General features: G+C 62.1%; 20 protein-coding genes and 1 pseudogene. 12 read left to right on the top strand and 9 right to left on the bottom strand.

Annotated elements, in window-relative coordinates; translation table 11 throughout:
- Positions 1 to 37: 37 nt before the first annotated feature.
- Positions 38 to 1,309 (bottom strand): FecR family protein, encoded by a 1,272-nt coding sequence (locus tag AC5ZG5_RS14485; protein WP_456642415.1) that lies wholly within the window; start codon positions 1,307 to 1,309, stop codon positions 38 to 40.
- A 180-nt stretch (positions 1,310 to 1,489) separates the two neighbouring features.
- Positions 1,490 to 1,624, bottom strand: a pseudogene (locus AC5ZG5_RS14490) (DUF2147 domain-containing protein); the annotation flags it as partial.
- A gap of 239 nt (positions 1,625 to 1,863) precedes the next feature.
- On the opposite strand from AC5ZG5_RS14490, the gene AC5ZG5_RS14495 reads away from it, so the two are divergent.
- The 6 genes from AC5ZG5_RS14495 to AC5ZG5_RS14520 all read left to right on the top strand — a co-directional run bounded on the left by AC5ZG5_RS14495 (position 1,864) and on the right by AC5ZG5_RS14520 (position 7,900).
- Complete coding sequence (locus AC5ZG5_RS14495; RefSeq protein WP_456642416.1) at positions 1,864 to 2,577, top strand: hypothetical protein; 714 nt, start codon at positions 1,864 to 1,866, stop codon at positions 2,575 to 2,577.
- A gap of 269 nt (positions 2,578 to 2,846) precedes the next feature.
- Positions 2,847 to 4,079, top strand: a complete 1,233-nt coding sequence (locus AC5ZG5_RS14500; RefSeq protein WP_456642417.1) for a branched-chain amino acid ABC transporter substrate-binding protein — start codon at positions 2,847 to 2,849, stop codon at positions 4,077 to 4,079.
- A 131-nt stretch (positions 4,080 to 4,210) separates the two neighbouring features.
- Positions 4,211 to 5,158: a branched-chain amino acid ABC transporter permease gene (locus AC5ZG5_RS14505; protein WP_456642418.1), complete on the top strand. Its 948-nt coding sequence runs from the start codon at positions 4,211 to 4,213 to the stop codon at positions 5,156 to 5,158.
- Complete coding sequence (locus AC5ZG5_RS14510; RefSeq protein ID WP_456642419.1) at positions 5,155 to 6,459, top strand: branched-chain amino acid ABC transporter permease; 1,305 nt, start codon at positions 5,155 to 5,157, stop codon at positions 6,457 to 6,459. The genes AC5ZG5_RS14505 and AC5ZG5_RS14510 overlap by 4 nt, the downstream gene beginning before the upstream one ends.
- Positions 6,456 to 7,205, top strand: a complete 750-nt coding sequence (locus AC5ZG5_RS14515) for an ABC transporter ATP-binding protein (protein ID WP_028168096.1) — start codon at positions 6,456 to 6,458, stop codon at positions 7,203 to 7,205. The genes AC5ZG5_RS14510 and AC5ZG5_RS14515 overlap by 4 nt, the downstream gene beginning before the upstream one ends.
- Positions 7,205 to 7,900: an ABC transporter ATP-binding protein gene (locus AC5ZG5_RS14520; RefSeq protein ID WP_028168095.1), complete on the top strand. Its 696-nt coding sequence runs from the start codon at positions 7,205 to 7,207 to the stop codon at positions 7,898 to 7,900. The genes AC5ZG5_RS14515 and AC5ZG5_RS14520 overlap by 1 nt, the downstream gene beginning before the upstream one ends.
- 14 nt (positions 7,901 to 7,914) lie before the next feature.
- Here AC5ZG5_RS14520 and AC5ZG5_RS14525 read toward each other — a convergent pair whose 3' ends face one another.
- Positions 7,915 to 8,247 (bottom strand): SMR family transporter, encoded by a 333-nt coding sequence (locus AC5ZG5_RS14525; protein ID WP_028168094.1) that lies wholly within the window; start codon positions 8,245 to 8,247, stop codon positions 7,915 to 7,917.
- Positions 8,248 to 8,497: 250 nt separating this feature from the next.
- Here AC5ZG5_RS14525 and AC5ZG5_RS14530 point away from each other — a divergent pair, with 250 nt between their 5' ends.
- Both AC5ZG5_RS14530 and AC5ZG5_RS14535 read left to right on the top strand, forming a co-directional pair.
- On the top strand, positions 8,498 to 8,686 hold the full coding sequence (locus AC5ZG5_RS14530) for a hypothetical protein (protein WP_028168093.1): 189 nt from the start codon (positions 8,498 to 8,500) through the stop codon (positions 8,684 to 8,686).
- A 53-nt stretch (positions 8,687 to 8,739) separates the two neighbouring features.
- A complete protein-coding gene (locus AC5ZG5_RS14535; protein WP_456642420.1) occupies positions 8,740 to 9,402 on the top strand; it encodes a hypothetical protein in 663 nt (220 codons plus the stop codon).
- Positions 9,403 to 9,428: 26 nt separating this feature from the next.
- Here the strand turns inward: AC5ZG5_RS14535 and AC5ZG5_RS14540 are convergent, their stop codons facing one another.
- The 4 genes from AC5ZG5_RS14540 to AC5ZG5_RS14555 all read right to left on the bottom strand — a co-directional run bounded on the left by AC5ZG5_RS14540 (position 9,429) and on the right by AC5ZG5_RS14555 (position 14,070).
- Complete coding sequence (locus AC5ZG5_RS14540) at positions 9,429 to 9,713, bottom strand: hypothetical protein (RefSeq protein ID WP_130226462.1); 285 nt, start codon at positions 9,711 to 9,713, stop codon at positions 9,429 to 9,431.
- 285 nt (positions 9,714 to 9,998) lie between these two features.
- On the bottom strand, positions 9,999 to 10,259 hold the full coding sequence (locus AC5ZG5_RS14545; protein ID WP_028168090.1) for a GlsB/YeaQ/YmgE family stress response membrane protein: 261 nt from the start codon (positions 10,257 to 10,259) through the stop codon (positions 9,999 to 10,001).
- A gap of 165 nt (positions 10,260 to 10,424) precedes the next feature.
- Positions 10,425 to 12,413, bottom strand: coding sequence for a TonB-dependent receptor (locus AC5ZG5_RS14550; protein WP_456642421.1), 1,989 nt, complete (start codon positions 12,411 to 12,413; stop codon positions 10,425 to 10,427).
- Positions 12,414 to 13,083: 670 nt separating this feature from the next.
- Positions 13,084 to 14,070 carry an MBL fold metallo-hydrolase gene (locus tag AC5ZG5_RS14555; RefSeq protein ID WP_130226440.1) on the bottom strand — a complete coding sequence of 329 codons (987 nt, stop codon included), beginning with the start codon at positions 14,068 to 14,070 and terminating at the stop codon, positions 13,084 to 13,086.
- Between the two features lie 520 nt (positions 14,071 to 14,590).
- On the opposite strand from AC5ZG5_RS14555, the gene AC5ZG5_RS14560 reads away from it, so the two are divergent.
- The 3 genes from AC5ZG5_RS14560 (at position 14,591) to AC5ZG5_RS14570 (ending at position 17,312) form a co-directional block, all read left to right on the top strand.
- Entirely contained in the window at positions 14,591 to 16,186 is a 1,596-nt protein-coding gene (locus AC5ZG5_RS14560) for a hypothetical protein (protein ID WP_456642422.1), read from the top strand.
- A 46-nt stretch (positions 16,187 to 16,232) separates the two neighbouring features.
- Complete coding sequence (locus AC5ZG5_RS14565; RefSeq protein WP_456642423.1) at positions 16,233 to 16,814, top strand: tetratricopeptide repeat protein; 582 nt, start codon at positions 16,233 to 16,235, stop codon at positions 16,812 to 16,814.
- A gap of 81 nt (positions 16,815 to 16,895) precedes the next feature.
- A complete protein-coding gene (locus tag AC5ZG5_RS14570; RefSeq protein ID WP_456642424.1) occupies positions 16,896 to 17,312 on the top strand; it encodes an ester cyclase in 417 nt (138 codons plus the stop codon).
- A gap of 206 nt (positions 17,313 to 17,518) precedes the next feature.
- Here the strand turns inward: AC5ZG5_RS14570 and AC5ZG5_RS14575 are convergent, their stop codons facing one another.
- Both AC5ZG5_RS14575 and AC5ZG5_RS14580 read right to left on the bottom strand, forming a co-directional pair.
- On the bottom strand, positions 17,519 to 18,484 hold the full coding sequence (locus AC5ZG5_RS14575; RefSeq protein WP_456642425.1) for an amidohydrolase family protein: 966 nt from the start codon (positions 18,482 to 18,484) through the stop codon (positions 17,519 to 17,521).
- A 253-nt stretch (positions 18,485 to 18,737) separates the two neighbouring features.
- Positions 18,738 to 19,568: a tetratricopeptide repeat protein gene (locus AC5ZG5_RS14580; RefSeq protein WP_456642426.1), complete on the bottom strand. Its 831-nt coding sequence runs from the start codon at positions 19,566 to 19,568 to the stop codon at positions 18,738 to 18,740.
- A 128-nt stretch (positions 19,569 to 19,696) separates the two neighbouring features.
- Between AC5ZG5_RS14580 and AC5ZG5_RS14585 the strand changes: the two genes are divergently transcribed.
- Positions 19,697 to 23,320, top strand: a complete 3,624-nt coding sequence (locus AC5ZG5_RS14585) for an autotransporter outer membrane beta-barrel domain-containing protein (RefSeq protein ID WP_456642427.1) — start codon at positions 19,697 to 19,699, stop codon at positions 23,318 to 23,320.
- Positions 23,321 to 23,487: the final 167 nt, after the last annotated feature.

A 23,487-nucleotide genomic window follows, 5' to 3' on the forward strand; every position in this document is an offset into this window, starting at 1 on the left:
GCGTTCGCTGCACCCGGGCTGAGTTCCGAGCGGAATTTCAATCGCCGCGCCGTTCTCTCCTGCCGTCTCTCAATGGAAATTGCCGTCGTGGTTGCACCGTGGGGCGGTTCAGCAATCCGGGGCGTTGCACGCCGGGTGCTCCCTGCCTGAATCCGCCGCGTTGCGGTTGTCCTTGGCGGATCGATGGCGGTTGACCAACGCGCTGCGGCGCGCGTGGCTGTCCACCCTGCTGCGGAGCTCCTTGCTGTCCGCTACGCGGCAAGGCGGCGCCGCCGGGCTGACCGGGCGGTCCGTGCTGGTCGCCGCGCGACGGCCGCGCCTGCTGCGGCGAGCCCGGTCGCTGCTGCAGGCCCTGCCGGCCGGGCCCGCCGGGTTGCTGCCGGCCCGGCAACATGTTCTGCCGCTGGGGACCCGGCCGGAACGGCTGGCCGCGGTTCGGATAGGGCACGCCGGGATTGGCACGGCGGAACGCGCGCTGCTCGTTGACGAGCTGCCGCCCGAAATTCTGCGTGGTGTAGAGCTGGCGGACGAAGCCGCGGTCGCGCTGGATCTGCAGCGCCGACATCGTCAGAGGCACCGCGGCGAAACGCGCACCACCAACTCCGTCGGGCCGGATCGTGAAACCGCTGGCGCCGCGCGTCAGCGTGCCGAGTTGCGCACCGCCGCGGTCATTGATCTCGATCCGGCCAACGCGGCCGTCGGCGTCCGGATAGAGTTTGATGGCAACGTTGTTGGACGTCGCGGTCGCGCCCTCGGGCACCTCGACCAGGCCGGTGGTGCCGCGAATGCCGAGCGTCGCGGTCGGCGTCGATATCCGCATGTCGCCGGTCTTGGCGACGCCTGCGGCAACGAAGGCGAGCGTGCCCTTGGCGACGTCGAACATCCCGGCATTCTGCTTGCCGCCTTCGTCATAGACATAGCGGTCGATCGTGATCCTGGCGCTCGCCGACAGCTTGAACGTCGTGGCATCGTTGAAGGTGATGCCGAGCGTCGACTTGGCCCGTGTCTCCACGACGTCGCCCGCGAAGATGTCGTCCCTGATCTGCAGCGCCGTCGTCGCGTTGTTTCTGATAACGCTGGCGCTGCCGGTGAGATCGGCGACATTGCCGATCGGCTCGGCGGTGGGTTGCTGCGCATCTGCCGCCGGCGCGTCCGGTGCCTGTGTTGCCGGCGCCTGCGCTGGAGCAGGGACGGGCTGCGTCTGCGCGAGCTGCGTCGAATCGGCCGCGGCGGCTGGCGTGTGCACCGTGCCGCCCAACAACAAGCCGATCGCAAACAGGAGTGCGAGAGAAAACCGATGCGGCGTCACAAGAGATCCCCGAGAGACCACAGGCGAGGGCAGCGATATCAGCCGCGCGGGGCTGAACGCCGGATGAATGGGCGCGCCACCCCTCAGCCGTCATTGCGAGCGCAGCGAAGCAATCCATGCTTGCACTTGCGCGGAGAGATGGATTGCTTCGCTGCGCTCGCAATGACGATGTGGGAGCAATCAGCTCACGCGCTTCCAGGTCTGGCCGCCGCAGAACATGCCGCCGAAGGCGCAGCCCTGGACGCGCAGCGCGTTTGCACCCTTCATCGCGATCGTCGAGTTGCGGCCGCTGTGCGGATCATGGATGCGGCCGGCGGCCATGCGCATCCACCCTGCGTTACCTCTCACCGGACTCTCGCCAGCCGCAAGCGCGACCGCTGCCGCGGATTTCATTACCGACAATTCATGTTCGGCGTGCCTCACGCATGGCAGGCCTCACGCCTCCCCATCTTCCGTCCGGTTCCGCGTGTGGCAGTATGCCGCGGATTTCCGGAGCAGCGCAGCCTCGTCGCGCGCCGAACCAGCGACAGCGCACATAACGATAACCAAGAAAAGTGCCCGATACCGATCTCTCCCAGACACTGACCTTCCGCTGCCCCGCGGAATTGGAGGGGGTGCTGCCGCCGCCGATCCGGGCCGCGCTTGGGCTGCCGGACTGGCTGAAGACGATGCCGGCACAGGCATTCAACGCGCTCAACCTGCGCGAAGAGAACACCGTCAAGCGCTGTCCGCCCTTTGTCGATGCCATGACCTCAGGCTTCCTGATCCCGCTGATGTGCGACCTCAGATTCGAGAACGGCGAGATCACCTGGGACAACGAGCTGCCACCGGGCGGCTCGGTCAGCTTCGTGCGTTCGCCGATCGGATTTCATGATGCGAGCCAGGTGACTGGCTCGCCCTTGTTCGAGGCCGATCGCTTCCTGATCAAATTGCACAATCTCTGGACGATCGAAGCGCCGGAAGGCTATGCGGTGCTCTTTACGCATCCGTTCAATCGCCCCGACCTGCCGTTCACCACGCTGACGGGCCTCGTCGATTGCGATCGCTATCACGACAACTGGATTCACTTTCCCGCTTACTGGCACGACGTGAATTTCTGCGGCGTGCTGCCAAAGGGCACGCCGATCGCGCAATGCATTCCGGTGAGGCGCGAGAACTGGACGGCGCGCACCGTGCCGTTCACATCAGAAGAGACGCAGCGGGCGCACGACCTCACCACCCGCATCGATCGCGAACCCGGCCTCTACCGACGCCAGTTTCGCGCGTGAGCCAGACTGGGGGCACGCGCCTGAACCGCTGCCGCTGACGTCATCCACTCGGGACGGGCGGCGCTCGCACCTCGCGATTGCGAGGTCACGGCACGCGAACTACCGATAGAGCTACGCCATTTAGATCCCGCGCGAGCCATTCTGCCCGCGGTAGTGGAATCCGCCCGACGTCGGGCTTGTCAACGCAGGATCATTCTGCTCAGTATGACCGAAATTGTGCTGCGCAACAGGCGCTAGCGCTAGAGTAGACGCAAGCGAGGAAACAAAAAATGCTCAAAATAACGAGGGTCATTGCCCTGGCCCTGCCGATGCTCAATGGTGCCGCCTATGCGCAGGAGACCGTCAAGATCGGCTACATCGATCCTCTCTCCGGAGGCGGCGCCAGTGTCGGCGAAGGCGGGCTGAAGACGTTCCAATATCTGGCCGATGAGCTGAACGCCAAGGGCGGTATTCTCGGCCACAAGGTCGAGATCATACCGCTCGACAACAAGACCAATCCGCAGGAAAGCCTCATCCAGGCCCAGAAGGCCATCGATGCAGGCGCCCACTACATCACCCAGGGCAACGGCTCCTCGGTCGGCGCGGCGCTGGCGGACTTCGTGACCAAGCACAACACGCGCAACCCCGGCAAGGAAGTGCTCTACTTCAACTATGCCGCGGTCGATCCGAGCATGACCAACGAGAAGTGCAGCTTCTGGCACTTCCGCTGGGATGCCAACTCGGACGTCAAGATGGAAGCGCTGACCAACTACATGAAGGGCAATGCGGCCATCAAGAAAGTCTACCTGATCAACCAGGACTATTCGTTCGGCCAGTCGGTACGGACCCAGGCCCGCAAGATGCTGGGAGAGAAGCGGCCCGACATCCAGGTCGTCGGGGACGAGCTGCACCCGCTGCTCAAGGTCACCGACTTCTCGCCCTATATCGCCAAGATCAAGGCTTCGGGCGCCGATAGCGTGGTGACCGGCAATTGGGGACAGGATTTCGCGCTGCTGCTCAAGGCGGCCGCCGATGCCGGGCTCAAGGTCAACTGGTACACCTATTATGCCGGCGGCGCCGGCGGCCCGACTGCGATCAAGCAGACCGGTCTCGATCATCAGGTGTTCCAGATCAGCGAGGGCATCCCGAACTCGGACAACCCGGCGGCGATGGAATTCGAGAAGGCGTTCCGCGCCAAGGTCGGCCTGTCACTCTGGTATCCGCGCGCGGTGAACGAGATGCGCATGTTCAAGGCCGCCGCCGAGAAAGCCAACTCGATCGACCCGGTGAAGGTCGCCGCCGCGCTTGAGGACCTGAAGTTCGATGTTCTCGATGGCGGCAGCGGCGTGATGCGCAAGGACGACCATCAGTTCTTCCAGCCGATCTACATCTCTTCGTTCGGCACCCGCAGCGAGAAGGAGCCGTTCGACGAGGAGAACACCGGCTGGGGCTGGCGGCTGGCGGCAAAGATCGACACGCCACAGACCATGCTGCCGACCACCTGCAAGATGACGCGGCCGTGATAGGCGCATCCGTCCCGTTCCGATATCGGAGCGGGACGGACGTTTGCGCCGCCGGCTGTTTGCCGGAGTGAATGGGGGCCTTCGAGTCTCTGTCCAGCGATCACGCTGGGACAGATGCTAATGGATGAACCGTGCTTGAGCTGATCGTGATTTCCACGCTCAATGGCGTCCTGTTCGGGATGCTGTTGTTCCTGTTGTCCAGCGGCCTGACCGTGATCTTCAGCATGATGGGCGTGCTCAATTTCGCCCACGCCAGTTTCTACATGCTGGGCGCGTTCTTCGGCTATCAGCTCACGAAGTGGATCGGGTTCTGGCCTGCGCTGGTGCTGGCGCCGTTACTGGTGGGTGCGGTCGGCATGGCGGTCGAGCGTTACGGACTGCGCAACACCCACAAGCACGGACATGTCGCCGAATTGCTTTTGACGTTCGGGCTCGCCTTCGCCATCGAGGAAATCGTCTCGATGATCTGGGGCAAGAGCCCGGTGGACTATCGCGTGCCGGCGGCGCTCGACTTTCCGGCCTTCACGATTTTCTCCACCAACTATCCCGCCTACAAGATTTTCATGCTGGCGATTTCGGTGCTGATCTTCGTCGCGCTGTTGATCGCGCTCAAGCGCACCCGGATCGGCCTCATCGTGCAGGCGGCGCTGACGCATCCCCACATGGTCGGGCATCTCGGCCATAATGTCGGTCGCATTTTCATGCTTGTATTTGGCGTCGGCAGCGCGCTTGCCGGTCTTGCCGGCGTCATCGCCGGTCCGGCGCTGGTGACGCAATCCGACATGGCCGCTCTTCTTGGCCCCATTCTGTTCGTCGTGATCGTCTTCGGCGGGCTCGGTTCGCTACCGGGCGCATTCATCGCCTCGCTCTTCATCGGGCTGGTGCAGACCTTTGCGGTGGCGCTGAACGGCTCGCTCGCCAGCACGTTCGGGCCGCTGGATCCAAGCATCGGGCCTTCGGTCCTCACCGATATCTGGAATGTCACCATCGCCCAGATCGCGCCGGTTCTGCCCTATGTGCTGCTGGTGGTCATCCTGATCGTCCGTCCCATGGGTCTTCTCGGGACGCGCGAAACATGACCAGCACCGTGACCTCCGCGTCTGATATCGCTCCGAAGCCATCCGGCCAAAACCTGCGCTTCTACGGCCTGTGGGTGATCGCCGCGATCGCGCTCGTCGTATTGCCGTTGATCTTCTCCTCCGGCGGTTCGCTCACCTCGTTCAGCCTGATCGGCATCGCGATCATCTTCGCGCTGTCCTACAACATCCTCCTTGGCGAGACCGGGCTGTTGTCGTTCGGCCATGCGGTTCATTACGGCCTCGGCGGCTTTGCTGCCGTCCATGCCATGAATGCGGTCACCGCGCATGGATGGCCGATCCCGCTGCCCCTGATTCCGCTGGTCGGCGGCCTCGGCGGATTCGCCTTCGCGCTCCTGATCGGCTGGGTGATGACCCGCCGCGCCGGCACGGTGTTCGCGATGATCTCGCTCGGCATCGGCGAACTGGTCGCATCCTCGTCGCTGATCCTGCGCAGCGTCTTCGGGGGCGAATCCGGGATCAGCACTGATCGCACGGCGCTGCCGCATATCTTCGGCTGGACCTTCGGGCCGCAAATCCAGGTCTATTATCTGATCGCGTTCTGGGTGCTAGTGTCGGCGGTGGCGATGTACGCGCTGACCCGCACGCCGCTCGGGCGGATCTGCAACGCGGTCCGCGATAATCCCGGGCGGGTCGAGTTCATCGGCTACGATCCTCACGTCGTCCGCTATCTCGCCTATTGCTTCGCTGGCTTCTTCGCCGGCATCGCCGGTGGTCTCGCCGCGATCAATTTCGAGATCGCGAACTCCGCCTATCTCGGCGCGGTGCAGTCCGGCATGGTGCTGTTCGCGACCTTCATCGGCGGCGCTTCCTATTTCTTCGGTCCGATCCTGGGCGCGATCCTCGTCACCTATCTGCAACTCGGGCTGACCAGCCTGACCAGCGTGTGGCAGCTCTATTTCGGCATCATCTTCATCGGCATCGTGATGTTCGCGCCGGGCGGCATCGCCGGCCTCCTGATGATGCACCGGCCGCTGATCCGCGCGGGGACGCTCGGCATGGTGATCCCGTCCTATCTGGTCGCGGCGCTGCCGACGCTGGCACTGGCCTGCGGCGTGATCCTGTCGATCGAGACCGTGGCGCGTTACACGGTCACCGGCGGCGAAGGCAACATCGTCAAGCTGCTCGGCATTCCCTTCAACACCACTGCGCCTGCGACCTGGGGCATAGCGGCCGTCCTCGTCGTCGGCGGCTTCATCGTCGCCCGCATCACCTGGCGGCGCATCGCCGAGGCCTGGGACCGTGCCGCCAGCATCGCCCGTGACCGGGGGTATCTCGCGTGACGCCAGCCATCGAAGTTCGTGCCGTCGAAAAGCACTTCGGCAATGTGAGCATCATCAAGGACCTCAATCTGAGCGTCGCGCAGGGGGAGCGCCACGCCATCATCGGTCCGAACGGCGCCGGCAAGTCCACGACATTCAACCTGATCAGCGGCTATCTCAGCCCGAGTTCGGGTGAGATCCGGCTGAATGGCAATGTGATTTCAGGATTGCGGCCGTTCGAGATCAATCGGCGCGGCCTGTCGCGTTCGTTCCAGGTGACCAACGTGTTCGCCCGCATGACGGTGTGGGAGAATGTCCGCTGCGCCGTGCTCTGGGCCACGGGCCATCGTTACGCATTCTGGAAGAATGTGGACGACCTGCCGGAGGTTCGGCGACGCACCGCCGAAATCCTGGAGGACATTCACTTAAGCCACCGCCGCGACGTCCCGGCGGGACTGCTCACCTATGCCGAACAGCGCGAACTCGAGATCGGCATCACCATCGCGGGCGGCGCCAATGTCATCATGCTGGACGAGCCGACCGCGGGCATGAGCCACGCGGAAACCGAACGCGCCGTCGCCTTGATCCGCCGCCTCACCGAGGGGCGTACGCTCGTGATCGTCGAGCACGACATGAGCGTGGTGTTCGGCCTTGCCGACCGCATCTCGGTCCTGGTCTACGGCCATATCATCGCCTCCGGCACGCCCGAGGAGATCCGGGCCAACCCGAAGGTCAAGGAAGCCTATCTCGGCGAAGAGGCGCATTGATGCTCGAGGTCAGGGATCTGCACGCCTATTACGGCAAGAGCCACATCCTGCAGGGTGTCGATCTCGACATCGCAGCCGGTGAGGTGGTGAGCCTGCTTGGCCGCAACGGCGTCGGCCGTTCCACCACCGTCAAGGCGATCATGGGCGAGGTGGCGCCGCAGGGGACCATCCGTTTCAAGGGCCAGGACATTGCCGGGCTGCCGAGCCACAAGATCGCGCGCTTAGGCCTCGGCTATGTGCCGGAACATCGCGACATCTTCCCCGGGCTGACAGTCCGCCAGAATCTGCTGCTCGGCATCAAGAACACGCGTCGACCCGGTAAATGGCGATTGCAGGACATGCTCGACATGTTCCCCAACCTCGCGGCGCGCGCCGATACGCCCGCCGGTGTGCTGTCCGGCGGCGAGAAGCAGATGCTGACGACCTGCCGGACGCTGATGGGAGACCCCGAGCTCATCATGATCGATGAGCCGACGGAAGGACTGGCCCCGCTGATCGTGCAGCAGGTCGGTGACCTGATCGCGCATATCGCAAAGGCGGGCGTTGCCATCCTGCTGGTCGAGCAGAAGCTGTCCATCGCGCTCAGGATTTCGCACCGGGTCTACATCATGGGCCATGGCCGGATCGTGTTCGAAGGCACGCCGGACGAGCTCCGGGCCAACGAAGCCGTCCGCAAGGAATGGCTTGAGGTGTAGTAGCTCCCGGCCGGTCAGTGGACGGATGTCTTCGACAGAAGGTTCAGAACCAGGACGCCGGCCACGATCAGGCCCATCCCGACAAAACCCGCAAAATCGGGGCGCTGTCCATAGATCGCCCACGCAATGAGCGCGACCAATACGATACCGCCGCCTGCCCAAACAGCGTAGGCGATGCCGAGCGGTATGCGATCAAGGGTTTTGGCGAGTAACACGAAGGCCACAGCGTAGCCAATTACCACCAACAGAGAAGGGCCCAGCCTGGTGAATCCCGCGGAGGCTTTCATCGCGCTCGTTGCGACAACCTCGACAACAATAGCGAGCGCGAGGACCGCGTAGGGGGGCATTCCAAACCTCCATTCATCCGGAGGCACCCATGATCAGAAATCCCTCCAATCGTCACGTTCACTGTTGCGTGAGTGCCGCTGCTGCGTCTTGCCCGCGCCAGGATGGCATCGGGTGTGTGTCATATGTGCCGCACTATGAAGCTATTCCTCAATCCGGTCCGATCTGCCGCACTGCCGTCGCATTCCGTCGTGCATGGTCGGGAGGAGCGCAGGTTACCGCCTGGTTCGTTCTAAGTTGGGGAGAAGTACCGTGAAGAAGATTATGATTGCAGTGGGCGCGACCTTCGCCCTGGTGACCGCCGCCAGCGCGGCCGACCTTCCGCGCCGTGAGCCCGTGCCCGCCTATCCGGCGGCTCCGATCGGCAAGATGCCGATTGGCAAGACCCCGGTCGGGAAGACCCCCGTCGGCAAGACGCCTATCGTCGCGCCGCGCTACTGATTCGGCTCTCGTTGAATCCTGAGCTTTATCGTCGACGGTTAAGGGGGCAAAGCGTGGTAAACAGCCTGACGAGATCAGGACGATGCTTACTTGCGGGATTAGCTCTCGCTGTTTTGCTCCCAACCACGATCCAATCGGCTTCTGCTCAGGAGGAGGCCTACAAGCGCACCGCCAACGCGAATGCGCTTGTTTCCAATGACGCGGTCACAGAATCGCAACCGGCGCCGCGGTCGGCACGTAAGTCGGCGTCGAGATCCGAAAAGGGTCCATACTACGTTGATTTCAGAGCCCGAACGGCGGCGAGCTGGGGGCACGCTTTCGTCTGGTATGGAAAGACGAGCGAGCGGGCGGTCGAGGTTGCGGGCCTGACCCCTGCGGGAGAGACCTTTGCCTATGTCCTCGGTCATTTGACCTTGGTGCCAGCAGAGACCGGGGCAAGCTATGGCGATCTTGATCCGGACTATCTGACCGCGAATTACCGGGTTTACCTGAATGAGGCGGACGCACAACGCGTGTTCGCATACATCAAGAAATTGCAGGCCAATTCACCGGTCTGGAACGCTGAAACATTCAATTGCACCGGGTTTATCGGTGAAATCGCCAGTTTCATGGGATTGAAAGTTCCTCACCGCTGGCAGCGTCCTGAGGAGTACGTCAACAATCTCAAGGCGATGAATGGCGGGCGCCAGATCGTCCGTCTGGCGCCAGAAGAATAGCGCGCGCTCGCCGTTGGCCTCAGCTTTCAGGCGGATCGGTTTTTGATGGCTCCGACGACGGCCGTGAGGATCGCACCACCTGCGCCGCCACCGACTAGCTGGGCAATGACTGACCCAATGTCGAAATTCCCGCTCTGGATCGATGTGGCGATCGCCGGCCATACGAGCGTGATGATCTGACCCAGAACACCGCCGCCGACGAGGCCGGCGATCGTGTTGCCCAGCGTGCCCAAATCGAAGTTCGGGGACGCCTTTCCCACCGCGTTTCCGCCGATCGCACCCGCGACCAGATTGATAAGAATCTGCTCCACGAAATCCTCCCCTTAAGTGCTGCGCAGAACGATTTTTAGTTGTTCAGATGCAGAGCTAGAGCGCTTCGAGCGAAGTAGATGGCCGTTCGCGTGAAGGAAACGCGTCAAAAGACGAATCCAGAGCTCGGCTCTGATTCAACCAGAACCGATGCCCTAGAGCATGATCCGGAAAAGTGGAGACCGGTTTTCCCGCGCGACAAACGCGAAGCGTTTGCGCGGAGATCATGCTCAAATAAAGAGCTAGAGCGGGATGACGATTCGAAGAAAGTCATCACGCTCTCACGTCTAAACGGTGCGGCCCCTGATCGCCCGCCACAGGAAGATGATGATGCAGGCGCCGATGAATCCGGCGATCAAATAGCCGATCCATCCGCCGAGCGCGATGCCAAACAGGCCGAGCAGCCAGTTTGCCAACGCGGCGCCGACGATACCAAGGATGATGTTCATCAGAATGCCGGTGCCGGACTTCATGAACATCTCGGCGAACCAACCGGCCAAGCCACCAATTATGATTGCTGCAATCCAGCCAATCTCTGCTTCGGGCATCTGGATACTCCCCGTGATTGTGGGCCGATGTTATCACAACGCCCCGCCGATTCGCTGGTACAAACGTGTGTGCGTTGCACAGGAGTCATGCGCACCCCTGCCGACCGCTATGCGGCGCGGCCGGCCGGGATTGCGGCTGTGAACACGATGCGACCGGCAGCGAACCTAAAACCTCGCCCGCGCCAGCACGCGGAACGTGCGACCCTGGCCCGGCGAGATGTTGTTGTTGCCGTCGGCGGTCGCCCAGTAGCCCGTGTTGAAGATGTTCTCGACATTGAGCTGGGCGCTCCACGTCTCGTCGATCTTTGCAAACAGGCCCGCATCAAAACGCCAGAAGCCCGGCAGCCGCACGGTATCGTCGGACGAGGCAAATGAATCCGAGAAGTAAATGATGCCGAGAGAAGCGGCCCATCGCTGATCGATCTGATACTTGTTCCACCAGGCGAACTGATTGAAGGGCACGAGCTGTACGCGATTGCCGGGCACGATCGTTGGCGAGGTCGCGCTGGTGACGCGCGCGTCGGTATAGGCGTAGCCGAAAACTGTTTGCCAATCGGGCGTTATGTAACCCGTGACCGCAGTCTCGAATCCGCGGATCTGGTTGGCGCCGTTGGCGAAGAAGAACCCGGGGTTGTTCGGATCGGCAATCGGCACATTCGTACGATTGAGTTCATACAGGGCCGCCGTGAACAGCAGCTTGGGCTGGATGTTCCATTTGACCCCGACCTCGGTGTTCTCGAATTTCTGCGGCTGCAAGATTAGCGTCCCCGGGCTCAGCGCGCTGAACTGGTCTCCGGACGCGGGCAAAAAGGAGGTGCTGTACGCGGTGTAGACGGAAAGGTTGTCGATCGGCTTCACGATAACTGCAACGCGCGGAGAGACCTTCTCATCGACCCTGCTGCGGTTGATGTTGGTGTTGAAATCGAACGCTGACAGGTCAAAGCTGTCGTAGCGGGCGCCGAGGAAGAATTGCAGCCAGCGGGTCGCCTCGATCTGGTCCTGCACATAGCCTGAGGCGATATTCAGCCGGTACTTGCTGTTGGCGTCGCTCGGAAGGTGGGTGAACAGCACCGGTCCGAAATAGGTCGGGTTGAATGGATTGACGACATCGAAAGCCCTGTTCCCGTTGTTCGGGAAGATGCCGGAGTCGCGCCTGGACAGGCCGGTCTCTCGACCGAATTCGGTGCCGAACGCGATCGTATGAAAGACCGGCCCCGTCGCCGTCTTGTAGATGAAGTCGGTTTGGTTGAAGACGTTCTCGCGGGGGGTGTCGTTCTGGTACGCGTTGAGCGACACCTGCGTAAGATCCGGCGTCACCGCGCCGCCGCCTGGACCGCCGCCGGTGCCACCGGGATAGACGTTGCGATAGCCACGGTTGTAGTCGGCGTAGAGCGTGGAGTTCTTTGCCGTCAGTCCGTTGCCGAAATCATGCTCGATCACGGCAATGCCGGTCTGCACGTCGACCCTTGCCTGGTTGTAGATTGGGCTGCCGTAGAACGTCGTCAAATCGCCATTGGGCGCGAACGGTACCGTCGGGTTGAAGCGCGTGGCGCCGCCTGGAATACCCAGCGACGGGTTACCGCGATCCGCAAGGCGCTCATCGTGGTAGTATTCGTAGCTGAGCTTGATCTTGGTGTCGTCGGTCGGCTTCAGCGTCACGGTCGGATTGAAACCGTATCGCTCGAAGTGGCCATAGTCGCGGAACGTATCGCTGTTCTCGTAGAAAGTGTTCAGCCGTACGGCGACGTTCTCGTTCACGGCCTGTCCCGCGTCGAGTGACACGCGCCTGTCGTTGTAGGAGCCGGTCTGCGCCGCCGCCTGGTAAATTCTCGTGCCATCCGCCTCCTTCAGCGTCCGGTTCACGAGACCGCCGCCGGCGCCGCGTCCGAAGGTCAGTGCGCTCGGCCCTTTCAGCACCTCGACGCTCTGGGCGTTGTAGAGGTCGCGGAAATACTGCACATCGTCGCGGAAGCCATTGACATAAAAGTTCGCGCTGGAGTCCACACCGCGAATGACAAGCTCGTCGCGGTTGCCCTCGCCCTGGTGGATGGCCACGCCGGGAACGTAGCGCGTCACATCGGTCAGGGTCTGAAATCCTTGGTCCTGGATGAACTCCTTGGTCACGACGCTGACGGACTGCGGGATGTCGATCAAAGGCGTGTTCGTCTTCGTGGCGACCGACGTGCTGTTGGCATAGACGCCGACCGTGCCGGTGCGAGCGTCCTGGCTGGGGCCGAAACTGGGCGCCGGCGGCGGGCTCGCGGCCGGCGCGGTTTCGTTCCGGCGTGCGGCTTGGGTCCGCCGCGTCCGTCCTGCGCTCGTGGAACTGCGCGCGGCCGGCGACGCAGGACGTCGCCGCGCCTCTGGCGGGTCGACTGTAACTGCAGGCAGAGAGGATGCTCCCCCTTGGCTCGGTGCTGTCTGTGCCTGTGCGTCCGCTGCGCCGATGGACAGACAGAACGCGACATAGCTAGCCGAGGCGAATAGCCGAAGCCTCGCCTGCGATACTCTCATCATGTTTCTCTACGCCCCAATAATCTTGTTGGCCGCGCGCTTCATGGCGCGCGGCGACCAACACTTAAACACGAGGCGAACGGTGCAATTCCACCTCCGAAATTTTGAATCGTTCGAAGTTGCTTTGGCGAGGAGTGCGAAAAGAAATAAGAACTATTCTAAGATAACAACCGAGCGCTGCACGTCACAGTTTGTGCGCCCGAAATCGCCTTTAGGTCCAAACCATCCGCATCGAGGAGGCGCCGAGCTTGAGCTCGTTGCACCTCAAAGCGAGCCGAGCGTGCTAGCAACGCTCCTGCGCTGAGGGGTATCAGACGCCCTCGTAGACCAGCCGGGTGAACAGGGCCGGCGTGATCAGGAACTGGCCCCATTTCGCGTCGAACTGCTCGGTTGGCTTGGCTGCGATAGTCTCATCGAGCGCGCGGCCCGAATGCTTGAGCGTTGCGACCTTCTCTCTGATGGCGACGAGCATGTCACGATAGGCGATCAGCTCGTCCTTGTTGCTCACGGCGCTGGCACGGTTGGGCAGGTTGTGGCCGGCGATGACGATGGTGTTGCTTCCGGCGGCGGCTATGTTCTGCTCGGCCGCCTTGATCATCCCGTCGATATTGCCGCCGGTCGAATAGTCGATGAACGGATAGATGCCGTTCCAATAGGTGTCCCCACAATGCAGGATGTCAGCCTCGGCGAAGCTGACCGAGATGTCGCTGTCCGTATGCGCCGGGCCATAGTGCTTCAGATTGAGCGTGGAGCGGTTGATGCTGATGCGCTTTTCCGAAGAGAACACCTCGGTCGGCACCGCGGCCAAGGGCGGAGAAGGAAACGTGTAGTCCCAATCCTCCACCCTCTGAGTGGACAGCAGATGTTTGTGTGTGTTCTCGTGAGCCAGGATGGCGGCCCCTTCCTCGTTGAGCCACTGATTGCCGTCGGTGTGGTCGAAGTGCCAGTGGGTGTTGATCAGGTGCTTGATCGGATCGCGGCTTAGGCTGTTGACAGCCTCCAGGATGCGCGGTCGCGTCGCGGTAATGCCGGCATCGACGAACAGCTTGCCGTCCTCGCCGGTGAGAACGGCGATATTGCCGCCGGAGCCTTCGATGACCGTCACATTGCCGCGCAGCTTGTGGACCTCGATGGGCATCGTCGCGGCTGCGTCACGGATCGTATCGACGATGTTGCGCGCCTCCGCGAAGGCTTCGGCGGGCCTCAACCAACCACGACTGGTGGCGAAGCCGGCGGCGACGGCACAGCATACGCAGAAGCCGCGCCGTGAGAGGATCTGCGAGGTGAGCGGGGACATGCTAACTCCTTCGGTTGAACTCGATGGATGTCTTGAAGCTCATCTTCGTCGCCCGATCGTGAGCCACTCGCAGGCGACGGTCGTGCTACAGGCCCAGCTCGCTCAGACCGGCAGCCAGGATCATCAAGCTTACTCCGAAAGTGAACGCTGCGATTTTCTGAATGCACGACATCAGAGACTGTGCTCGTTAGACGCGCCCGCCCGCTTCGCCTTTTGAGCCCCAATGGACGTTTCGGCTATCAGTTCGGCCGAATAGGCCGCGCCCGGCACGACATGCAACCTCTTTTGGCTGGGCGCGAGATCGTGTACCCTCCTTTCCTAGAGCTGCCTTTCGAGACGGGATTTGCCGACGTCTCCGTTAGAGCCGAATGGGCAGCGAAAGATGCTGTCGGCAGGCATCGCACGCTCCTAAAACCGACAATCCTTTTATGCCGGTCTCTCACTGAGCATTTGCACTGCGCACGACCGCGCGGCGGTGATTGCGCTGAAACTGCCATTTCGACCCAAAGGAGAGAGCGCCATGAGACCGAATTTGGGAACGTTCGTCACAGCGCTGTTGGCAAGCACCTTCGCCACCGCGGCCTGGGCGCAAGGACTTGGCCGCGTGCACTTCGAGACCTCGTGTACGCCGCAGGCGCAAGAGAAATTCGATCGCGGCCTGGCGATGGTGCATTCATTCTTTTATCCGGACAGCATCCAGGTTTTCACCGAAGCGGCGACCGCCGATACGCAATGTGCCATTGCGTACTGGGGCATCGCCATAAGCAGCCGTCCCAACCCATTGATCCTGCCGCTCACCGCCGCCGCTTTGAAGAATGGATGGGAGGCGGTGGAGAAGGGCAAGGCGATCGGTGCCAAGACCGAGCGCGAGCGCGACTGGCTCAACGCGATCGAGGTTTACTACAAGGACTTTGACAAAGTCGATCAAACCAAGCGCGGGCTTGCCTACGAAAAGGCGATGGAAGCGCTGATGCAGAAATATCCGGATGATCCGGAGGCGGCCGTTTTTTATGCGCTCGCCCTCAACGAGACGGCCCTGCACAGCGACAAGACCTTTGCCAATCAGCTCAAGGCCGGCACGATCCTCGAAAAGGTCGAGGCGAAGCTGCCGGAGCATCCGGGCGTGCTGCACTACCTGATCCACACCTACGATTATCCGACGCTTGCGCAGCGCGGTCTTGATGCCGCCAACAGATATGCCGAGGTCGCCCCCGCGTCTCAGCACGCCCAGCACATGCCTTCGCACACCTATTCCATGCTCGGGATGTGGACACAATCGGTCGCATCGAACACGAAATCGCTCGCGCTCGCCGAAGCGCAAGCCGCCAAGCTCTGGCCTGGGGCGGCACATCCAGGTCAGCCGCACCATCTGGATTTCATGGAGTACGCCCTGCTGCAGATGGGACAGGAGGGACCAGCGAAGCAGCTACGCGACGAGAGTAATGCGATAAAGAAGCTCGGGTTTGACTATCTCGCCAGCTATACCGCTCTTGCGGCGGTGCCGGCGCGTTTTGCGTTGGAACGTCAGGCATGGACGGAAGCGGCAGCGCTCGAGCCGAGAGGCAGCCAATTTCCACAGGCCGAGGCCATCACCTATTTTGCCCGCGCCATGGGATCGGCCCGCAGCGGCGAACTTGCCGCCGCCGAGCGCGATGTCGCCAAACTTAAGGAGCTTCACGCTGCGCTGGACAACGCAAGTCAGTCCTATTGGGCGGGCCAAGTCGAAATCCAGATGTTGGCGGCATCGGCTTGGCTTGCGCAGGCCAAGGGCGAGAAGGAGATGTCGCTGAAGCTGATGCGAACGGCGGCGGACCTGGAGGATGACAGCGAAAAGCACATCGCGATGGAGAACCGACTGTATCCGATGCGGGAATTGTTGGGCGACCTGCTGCTTCAACAGCAGCAACCGGGAGCAGCGCTGACGGAGTACGAGACGTCGCTGGTGTCGGCGCCCAATCGGCTGCGCGGCTTGTACGGTGCAGCCACCGCGGCGAAGGCCATAAATCAGCCGGAGAAAGCCGCGCGGTATTACCGCAAGCTTGCCGAGATGACGAAAGACGCGGACACGGATCGGCTGGAGATCAGCGAGGCCAAGGCATCGTTGATGCAGCAGTGAATGGGACGGTTGCCGCGCACAGATGTGCGGCAACCGGCTAACCGGCATGATGACCATGATGCGATCAATCCTAATCGCCGCCGTGATGGGCGTGATGACCGCAGTGGCGGCGGCGTACATCCTGACCGCATCCGGTCGCCACGATCAGGTCGCGGCCGTCCGCGGAGACGCGGTCCGTTCCGACGCGGCGATTGCAGTCGACGCCTGGCCGATCTGCTCGACGATGGGATCGATGGTGGAGACCGCGGATTGGGCGGTGCTCGATCCGGATTTCGCGGCGGGGAAACGAGCGATCGTCGCGGGCGAATGGGATGAAGCAATCAAGGCGCTTACATCCGCTGCGCTCCGTGATGACCGCAATGCCGACATTCAGAACTACCTTGGTTACGCCTATCGGCGCCTGCGGCAGTTCGATCCGGCAATCCGGCATTATCAGCAGGCTCTGGCGTTAAATCCCCGGCACCGCAGCGCACATGAACATTTGGGTGAAGCCTACCTGACCCAAGGCGATGCTGCCAAAGCCAAGGAGCATCTCGCGGCTCTGGAACGAATCTGCCTGATACAATGCAACGAATATGACGATTTAAAGCGCATCATTGCAACGTACGACAAAGTCGCGAAACGCTGATCGACTTCGATTCGTTCGCGGCCAGCAACGGCCGAAGTGCCAAACAAGAGACATCCATCCAAGCACACAGGGGAAGCAGTCATGGTGTCCATCACGGCAATTGCCAAGGATTTCTTTGCCGCTTGCGAAACTGGAAAGGGTTGGGAGATCTGCAAGATCTACTGTGCTCCAGATGCGACTTTCGCCGCTCAGGCCGAACCGCTTGCCGGTATCAAGACTCTTGCGGAATATACTGACTGGATGAAGGGGGTAATGACCACCTTGCCGGACGGCAGCTATCAGGTGAAATCCTTCGCCACCGACACCGAACGGAACAACGTCGCAGCCTATGCCGTCTTTTCGGGCACCCATACCGGTCCCGGTGGTCCATGTGAGCCGACCGGCAAAAAGACGAATTCGGACTACGTCTACGTGATGCAATTTACTGGCGACAAGATCAGCCATATGACGAAGATATGGCATTCAGGCTTGGCGCTGAAGGAACTGGGCTGGGTTTGAGCGCCCCGTTCGTGTGATCGCGCCGCTGCACTGAGCACGCAACAGGTCTGGTTCGGCTCAGCAGGCTTCCCGGATTAGCCGGTCAAAAACTTCGCCGCGGCGCTGGGGCGCAGGAACAAGCGGCCGCGCGAGGGGGCGGCGAGCGACATGATCGCGCGGTCTGTCATCTCCGGCCTGCCGCGCATGCTTCGCAGGCTCGCTTCGCGCTAACGTTGTCGCTCCACCCGCGCCCTTAAGGCTGGATACAATCGTCCGGCATTGCCGAAACAAAGACTCTGCAAATCATCTGCGTCGAACTGTGGATATCCGGCTATGTCATCGAGCGCCGGCGCAAAGCTGGACCGCGGCATCAGAGGAAAATCAAGGCCAATTAACAATTGAGAGACCGGAACGAGCTTTAGAATCGCTGATAATTGAGCCTCGGACGTAGCGCCCGTTAAGTCATAGTAGAATGAGGCAAGACCGTCGTTCACATCCTGTGGGGAAAGTTCAAGCAGTCCGGGTCCTACTCCAAACGTGTGTTCAAGTACCTGAATCCTTGATGCGAGAAATGGAATTGTGCCGCCGCCGTGTGTCGCAATGATTTTGACGTCTGAGAAGCGTTTCTTGGTGCCGGTAACGACCAAGTTCGTGACCATGCGCGTGGTATCAAACACAAATTCAAGCACGCTAGGGTTCAAGCCATTCAGCACCGGCTGTGACGCCTTCGTGAACGTGGGGTGCGCAAACAGGGTTGCGCCCCGCCGATCCAACTCTGCGAACCAAGGATCAAATAGCCGGTCGCCGAGATACACGTCATTGATGCTCGTTGACGTCGCGACACCGTCCATTTCCAGTGCATCTAGCGCATACTCAATCTCGGCCAACGCTGCTTCAGCATCCAAGCCGGGTATGGTGGCGAGCGCTCCGAATCTGCTTGGATGTCGCGAGACAATGTCTGCCAAGGTTTCGTTTATTCGTCTCGAGATATCACGCCCATCTTTGCCCGTTGCGTAGTTGGCCGCATCCGGGACTGAGAGAATGCAAGCGGCTATGCCGTGTTCCTGCATAAAAGATAGCGCGCGTTCGACCGACCACTGAGGCATCTTTTCTGGCGAGCCGACGGGTAATTTTTTGCCAATGGGCAGAATGGGATGCGAATGAACGTCGATGATGTTTCGTAAGCTGCTCACAGAAAACCTGCCTCATCGCTGATTGCGGCTATCTGGACGAGATATCGCCCCAACGCTGCCGTCACATCGTAAAGCGTCTCGGCATATCCGCAGTTGTCGCCGAGCTCCCGATTTTATTGCTTTTTGCACAAATGCTGTTGCTGAAGTATTTCATTTGCTCGGACCAATCGTTTCATCGGTCATACGCCGCAAGCAAGCGATGGTGCGATTGGTGAGTTTCTGACGCGCAGAACCGGATTTGTCCGTACAGGCGCTAGCCGGTCAAGAATTTCGCCGCGGCGCTGGGGCGCAGGAAGAAGCGGCCGTGCGAGGCGGCGGCGAGCGACATGATCGCCCGACCGGTCATGTCCGGCCTGCCGCGTGCGGCTTCGCGCAGGCTTGCCTCGCCGGCGGCGCGTTCATTCATCTCCATCAGGCAGATGCCGAGGTTGGCGCGCGTTAGCGTATCATCCGGGCGCAGCGCGAACGCGCGGCGGAAGACATCGACGGCCGCGGCGTAGTCGCCGTCCAGCACCATCACGCGGGCGAGTTCGGCCAGCACGTCGGGGCGCGCAGGCGCGGCAGCTGCCGACTGCTGCAGCAACGCGCGCGCCTCGGCACGCTTGTTGCGGCCGATGTAAAGGGTTGCCAAACGAAGTTGCAGCTCGACGATTCCAGGCGCGAGCGCAAGACCCTGTTGGAGCGCGGCGATCGCCTCGTCGATCTTTCCGCCCGATGCGAGCTGGCCGGCATATTCAAGGAAAGCCGGCGGGAAGGCAGGCCGTCGCGTGATCGCTTTGCGCAGGAGAGCAAGCGCGTCGTCGCGCCGGCCGGTGGCCGCAAACGCCGCCGCAAGCAGGGTCTCGGCTGCGGGGTCGTCGCCGCGACGCGAGGCCTTCTGCAGCGGAGTGATCGCCTCATCGAAGCGGTTCTGTAGCATCAGCGCGCGGCCAAGCAGCGCCGCGGCCGCCACGTTGCCGCGGTTCGCCTTGAACACCGCTGCCGCCAATCTCTCGGCCTCGTCGGGCCGCTGCATCTGCAGCGCCAACGCGGCGCGCTGCAACGTCTGGTCGGCGACGCCGGGTCGTTCAGGCTTTGAAGACAAGTCAGATCTTCGCTCGTTGTAATTATATCACAAGTGCCCACGCATGTCTTACACGCAAATGCGTTGTTATCAAACTGTTACATGCGGACTCCAGATTGCCGCGCACTGCAGGTTTCAGGGGACTGGTGGTGAAAGTTGAATTGTTGAGCCATGCGAGCAAGCTCGCATTGGTTGTTGCTGCGTCGTCTATCGCGTTTGGTTCTGCCTTAGCTGCAAGCTTCAGTGTGCCACCGGACGATCCGGCGACCGCGAAGACGGTCTCGAATACCGATACCGGTTTTGTCGCGGATGGAAGCACGCTCTCGGTCATCGGGACGGCGATCACATGGACCACCGGGCTTGCTTCGCCCGGCGTGGTCATCACCAACGACGGCACGATTTCCGCGACGTCGCGCGGCATCGATACCTCCAACAGCGCGATCAGTGGCAACTTCACGCTGATCAACAACAAGGATGCGCTGTTCACATCGTCCAACGATGCGTTCCGGATCCAGAGCGGTCTCACCAGCGGAACGGTCAAGGTCGACAATTTCGGGACCATCCAGTCGACGAACAACGGTCGTGTGTTCGACTTCAACTCGGTCACCTCGAATACGGCGGTGTTCTCGATCACGAACGAAGCCGGCGGCACGCTCAAGGCGCTCGGCAATGACGTGATGCGGATCGGTGCGGGCACCACCACCATCACCAATTCCGGATTGATCGACGGCTCCGCCCGCGCGATTCGCGCGAATACCAACCTCGACAACGTCGCCTCGCTCGCGATCGTCAACAATGCCGGTGCGATCATCCAGTCGGTTGACGATGCCATCCAGATCAACGGCTCCGGCAGCACCAATTCGAGCACGAGGGCATCGTTCTCGATCGACAACGCCGGCACCATCAAGTCGGCGACCGGCCAGGCGCTCGACTTCGACAACCTGACCTCGAGCGCTGCGACGGTCACCATCACCAACCGTGCCAGCGGCCTTATCACTTCCGATAATGCCGACGCGATGCGGCCGGGCCAGAACTTCACGGTCTATAATTACGGCCAGATCGTCGCCAATTCGGCGCCAGAGCCGACGGACCGTCCCGGCGCCGACGGCATCGACCTGCAGCTCGGGCATAGCGGCACCGTCTACAACTACGCGGGCGGCCTGATCTCGGGCGCCAAGAGTGGCACCGCTGGCGACGTCGGCAGTAACATCACAGTCTACAACGAGGCCGGAGCCACCATCATCGGCCGCGACGGCTCGGGCGTCGGGTCCGGCGGCAATGCTGTCGTCACCAACTACGGTACCATCACGGGCGCGATCGATACCACGTCGGCGCGCGGCGACGGCGACGGCATCGATGTCGACTTCGCGCTCACGTTGACGAACTACGGCACCATCCAGGGCACGGGCGCGAAAGGCGCGGATGATGGCCTCCGCTTCAACAACAGCGAAGGCCTTGCGATCGGCGGCGGCACGATCCGCAACTATGGCACCATTTCGGGGGCCGCTGCGGGTATCGTCGTCAACAATGATTCCAATCCCGGTGGTTCGCGCAGCGGATCGGCCGCACTTGATCTGATCAACTATGCCGGCGGCATAATTGTCGGCAACAACAGCTATGCAATCCGTTCCGAGAACAAGACCGGTACCGCCGCCGACAAGGACACCATCGTCAACTACGGCACCATCATCGGCAATGGCACGATCCCGGACCCGAACGGAACGACGCTGCTGCAGAACGGCAATCCCGATCCCGGTTCGGTCGGCACGCTCAATGGCGTGACCTATACCGGCACCGGCTCGACCCGCTTCATTCGCGGCGACGGCGCGGCGATCCAGACCGGCGAGGGCGATGACGTTCTCTCCAACTACGGCGTGATCATCGGCAATTCCGGCCGTGCCATCAGCATGGAAGGCGGCAACGACACGCTCAATCTGTATGGCGGTTCCAGCATCGTCGGCCGGATCGACGGCGGCGTCGGCACCAACACCATCAACCTGTTCGGCCCGGGCTCGGGCACGCTGTCGAACGTCATCAACTTCCAGGCGTTGAACGTGCAGGGCGGCAGGTGGACCATCACCGACGCACAGACCTATCAGAACGGCACCGGCGTGTTCGCCGGCGCCACCTTGCTCGTGAACGGCGCGCTGGCCAGCGACGTGACGGTCAATAATGGCGGTACGCTCGGCGGCATCGGCAGTGTCGGCAACACCGCGGTCAGCGGCGGTGTCCTCGCGCCCGGGACCACGACGTCAGGCACGCTCACGGTGCAGGGCAATCTCAGCTTCACGGCGGCCTCGACCTATCTGGTGCAGGTCGACGGCACAGGCGCCAGTCGAACCAACGTCACCGGCACCGCAACGCCGGGCGGCGCGGCTGTGAACGTGTCCTTGCTCGGTGCGTCCCTGCAGAAGCACTACACCATCCTGAACGCGAGCGGCGGCGTCAGCGGCACCTTTGCTTCATCAGTCGCGACGAACCTGCCTTCGGTCAGCGGCGGCCTGAACTATGACGCCAACAACGTCTATCTGGACCTTGCGCTCAACTTTGCGCCCAACTCCGGCCTCAACATCAATCAGGCCAGGCTGGCGAACGTGCTGACCGGCTTCTTCAACGCCGGCGGCAGCATCCCCGTCGCTTTCGGCGGCCTGACGCCGGCTGGGTTGACGCAGGCCTCAGGCGAGACGTCGACCGGCTCGCAGCAGACCACCTTCAACGCGATGAACATGTTCATGGGGATCATGACAGATCCCACCATCGCCGGACGTGGCGACAAGGTATCTCCATCGCCCGGCGCCGCGCAGTTCGCCGATGATGATTCCGAGAGCGCCAACGCCTATGCGTCGGCGCGGAAGCCGCGATCGCACGCCGAACGCGATGCCTATACCGCCGTGTATCGGAAGGCGCCGCCGCCGGTGCAGGCCCTGCAACGCTGGAGTGTCTGGGCGTCCGGCTTCGGCGGCTCGCAGACGACCGACGGCAACGCCGCGCTTGGATCGAACAACACGTCCAGCCGCATCTACGGCGCGGCTGTCGGCGCCGACTACCGGATCGCGCCGAACACGCTTGTAGGCTTCACGCTCGCCGGCGGTGGCACCAATTTCTCGGTCGCCAATTCGCTCGGCAGCGGTCGCTCCGACCTGTTTCAGGCTGGCGTCTTCGCGCGCCACGATGTCGGTGCGGCCTATGTCCTGGGCGCGCTCGCCTATGGCTGGCAGGACATCACGACCGATCGCACCGTGATCGGCGCCGGCCTCCATCGATTGCACGCTGAGTTCAACGCCAATGCCTATTCGGGCCGCATCGAGGGCGGCTATCGGCTGCTGACGCCGTGGATCGGAGCGGTCACGCCCTATGCCGCCGCACAGTTCACGACGTTCGATCTGCCGGCCTATACGGAACAGGTCGTGGCCGGCGTCGGTGCGTTCGCCTTGGCCTACGGCGCCAAGACCGTCACCGCGCCGCGCAGCGAATTGGGCGTGCGAACCGACAAGTCCTTCGCGATACCGGATGCGGTGCTCACCTTGCGCGGCCGCGTTGCCTGGGCGCATGATTTCAACACCGATCGCAATGTCGCAGCGACCTTCCAGACGCTGCCCGGCGCGTCCTTTGTCGTAGGCGGCGCGGCGCTAGCGCATGATGCCGCGCTCACCACCGCGTCTGCCGAATTGAACTGGATGAACGGCTGGTCGGCAGCCGCGACCTTCGAGGGCGAGTTCTCCGACGTTACGCGCTCCTACGCCGGCAAGGGCGTCGTGCGTTATAGCTGGTAGCAATCAAGCTGGCGCCCGGCGGGAGAGCCGCCGGGCGCAAGTCCAATCCAGGTTTCCAGGGAAAGCCTATAGCAGGCCAAGCACGATCGCGCCGACAAAGGCGAGCGCAACATAGGCGGCGACGACACTCAGCCGGCTGACGAGAAGACTCATAGCCATCGAGAACG

The sequence above is a fragment of the Bradyrhizobium sp. Ses1 genome, from assembly GCF_059512365.1.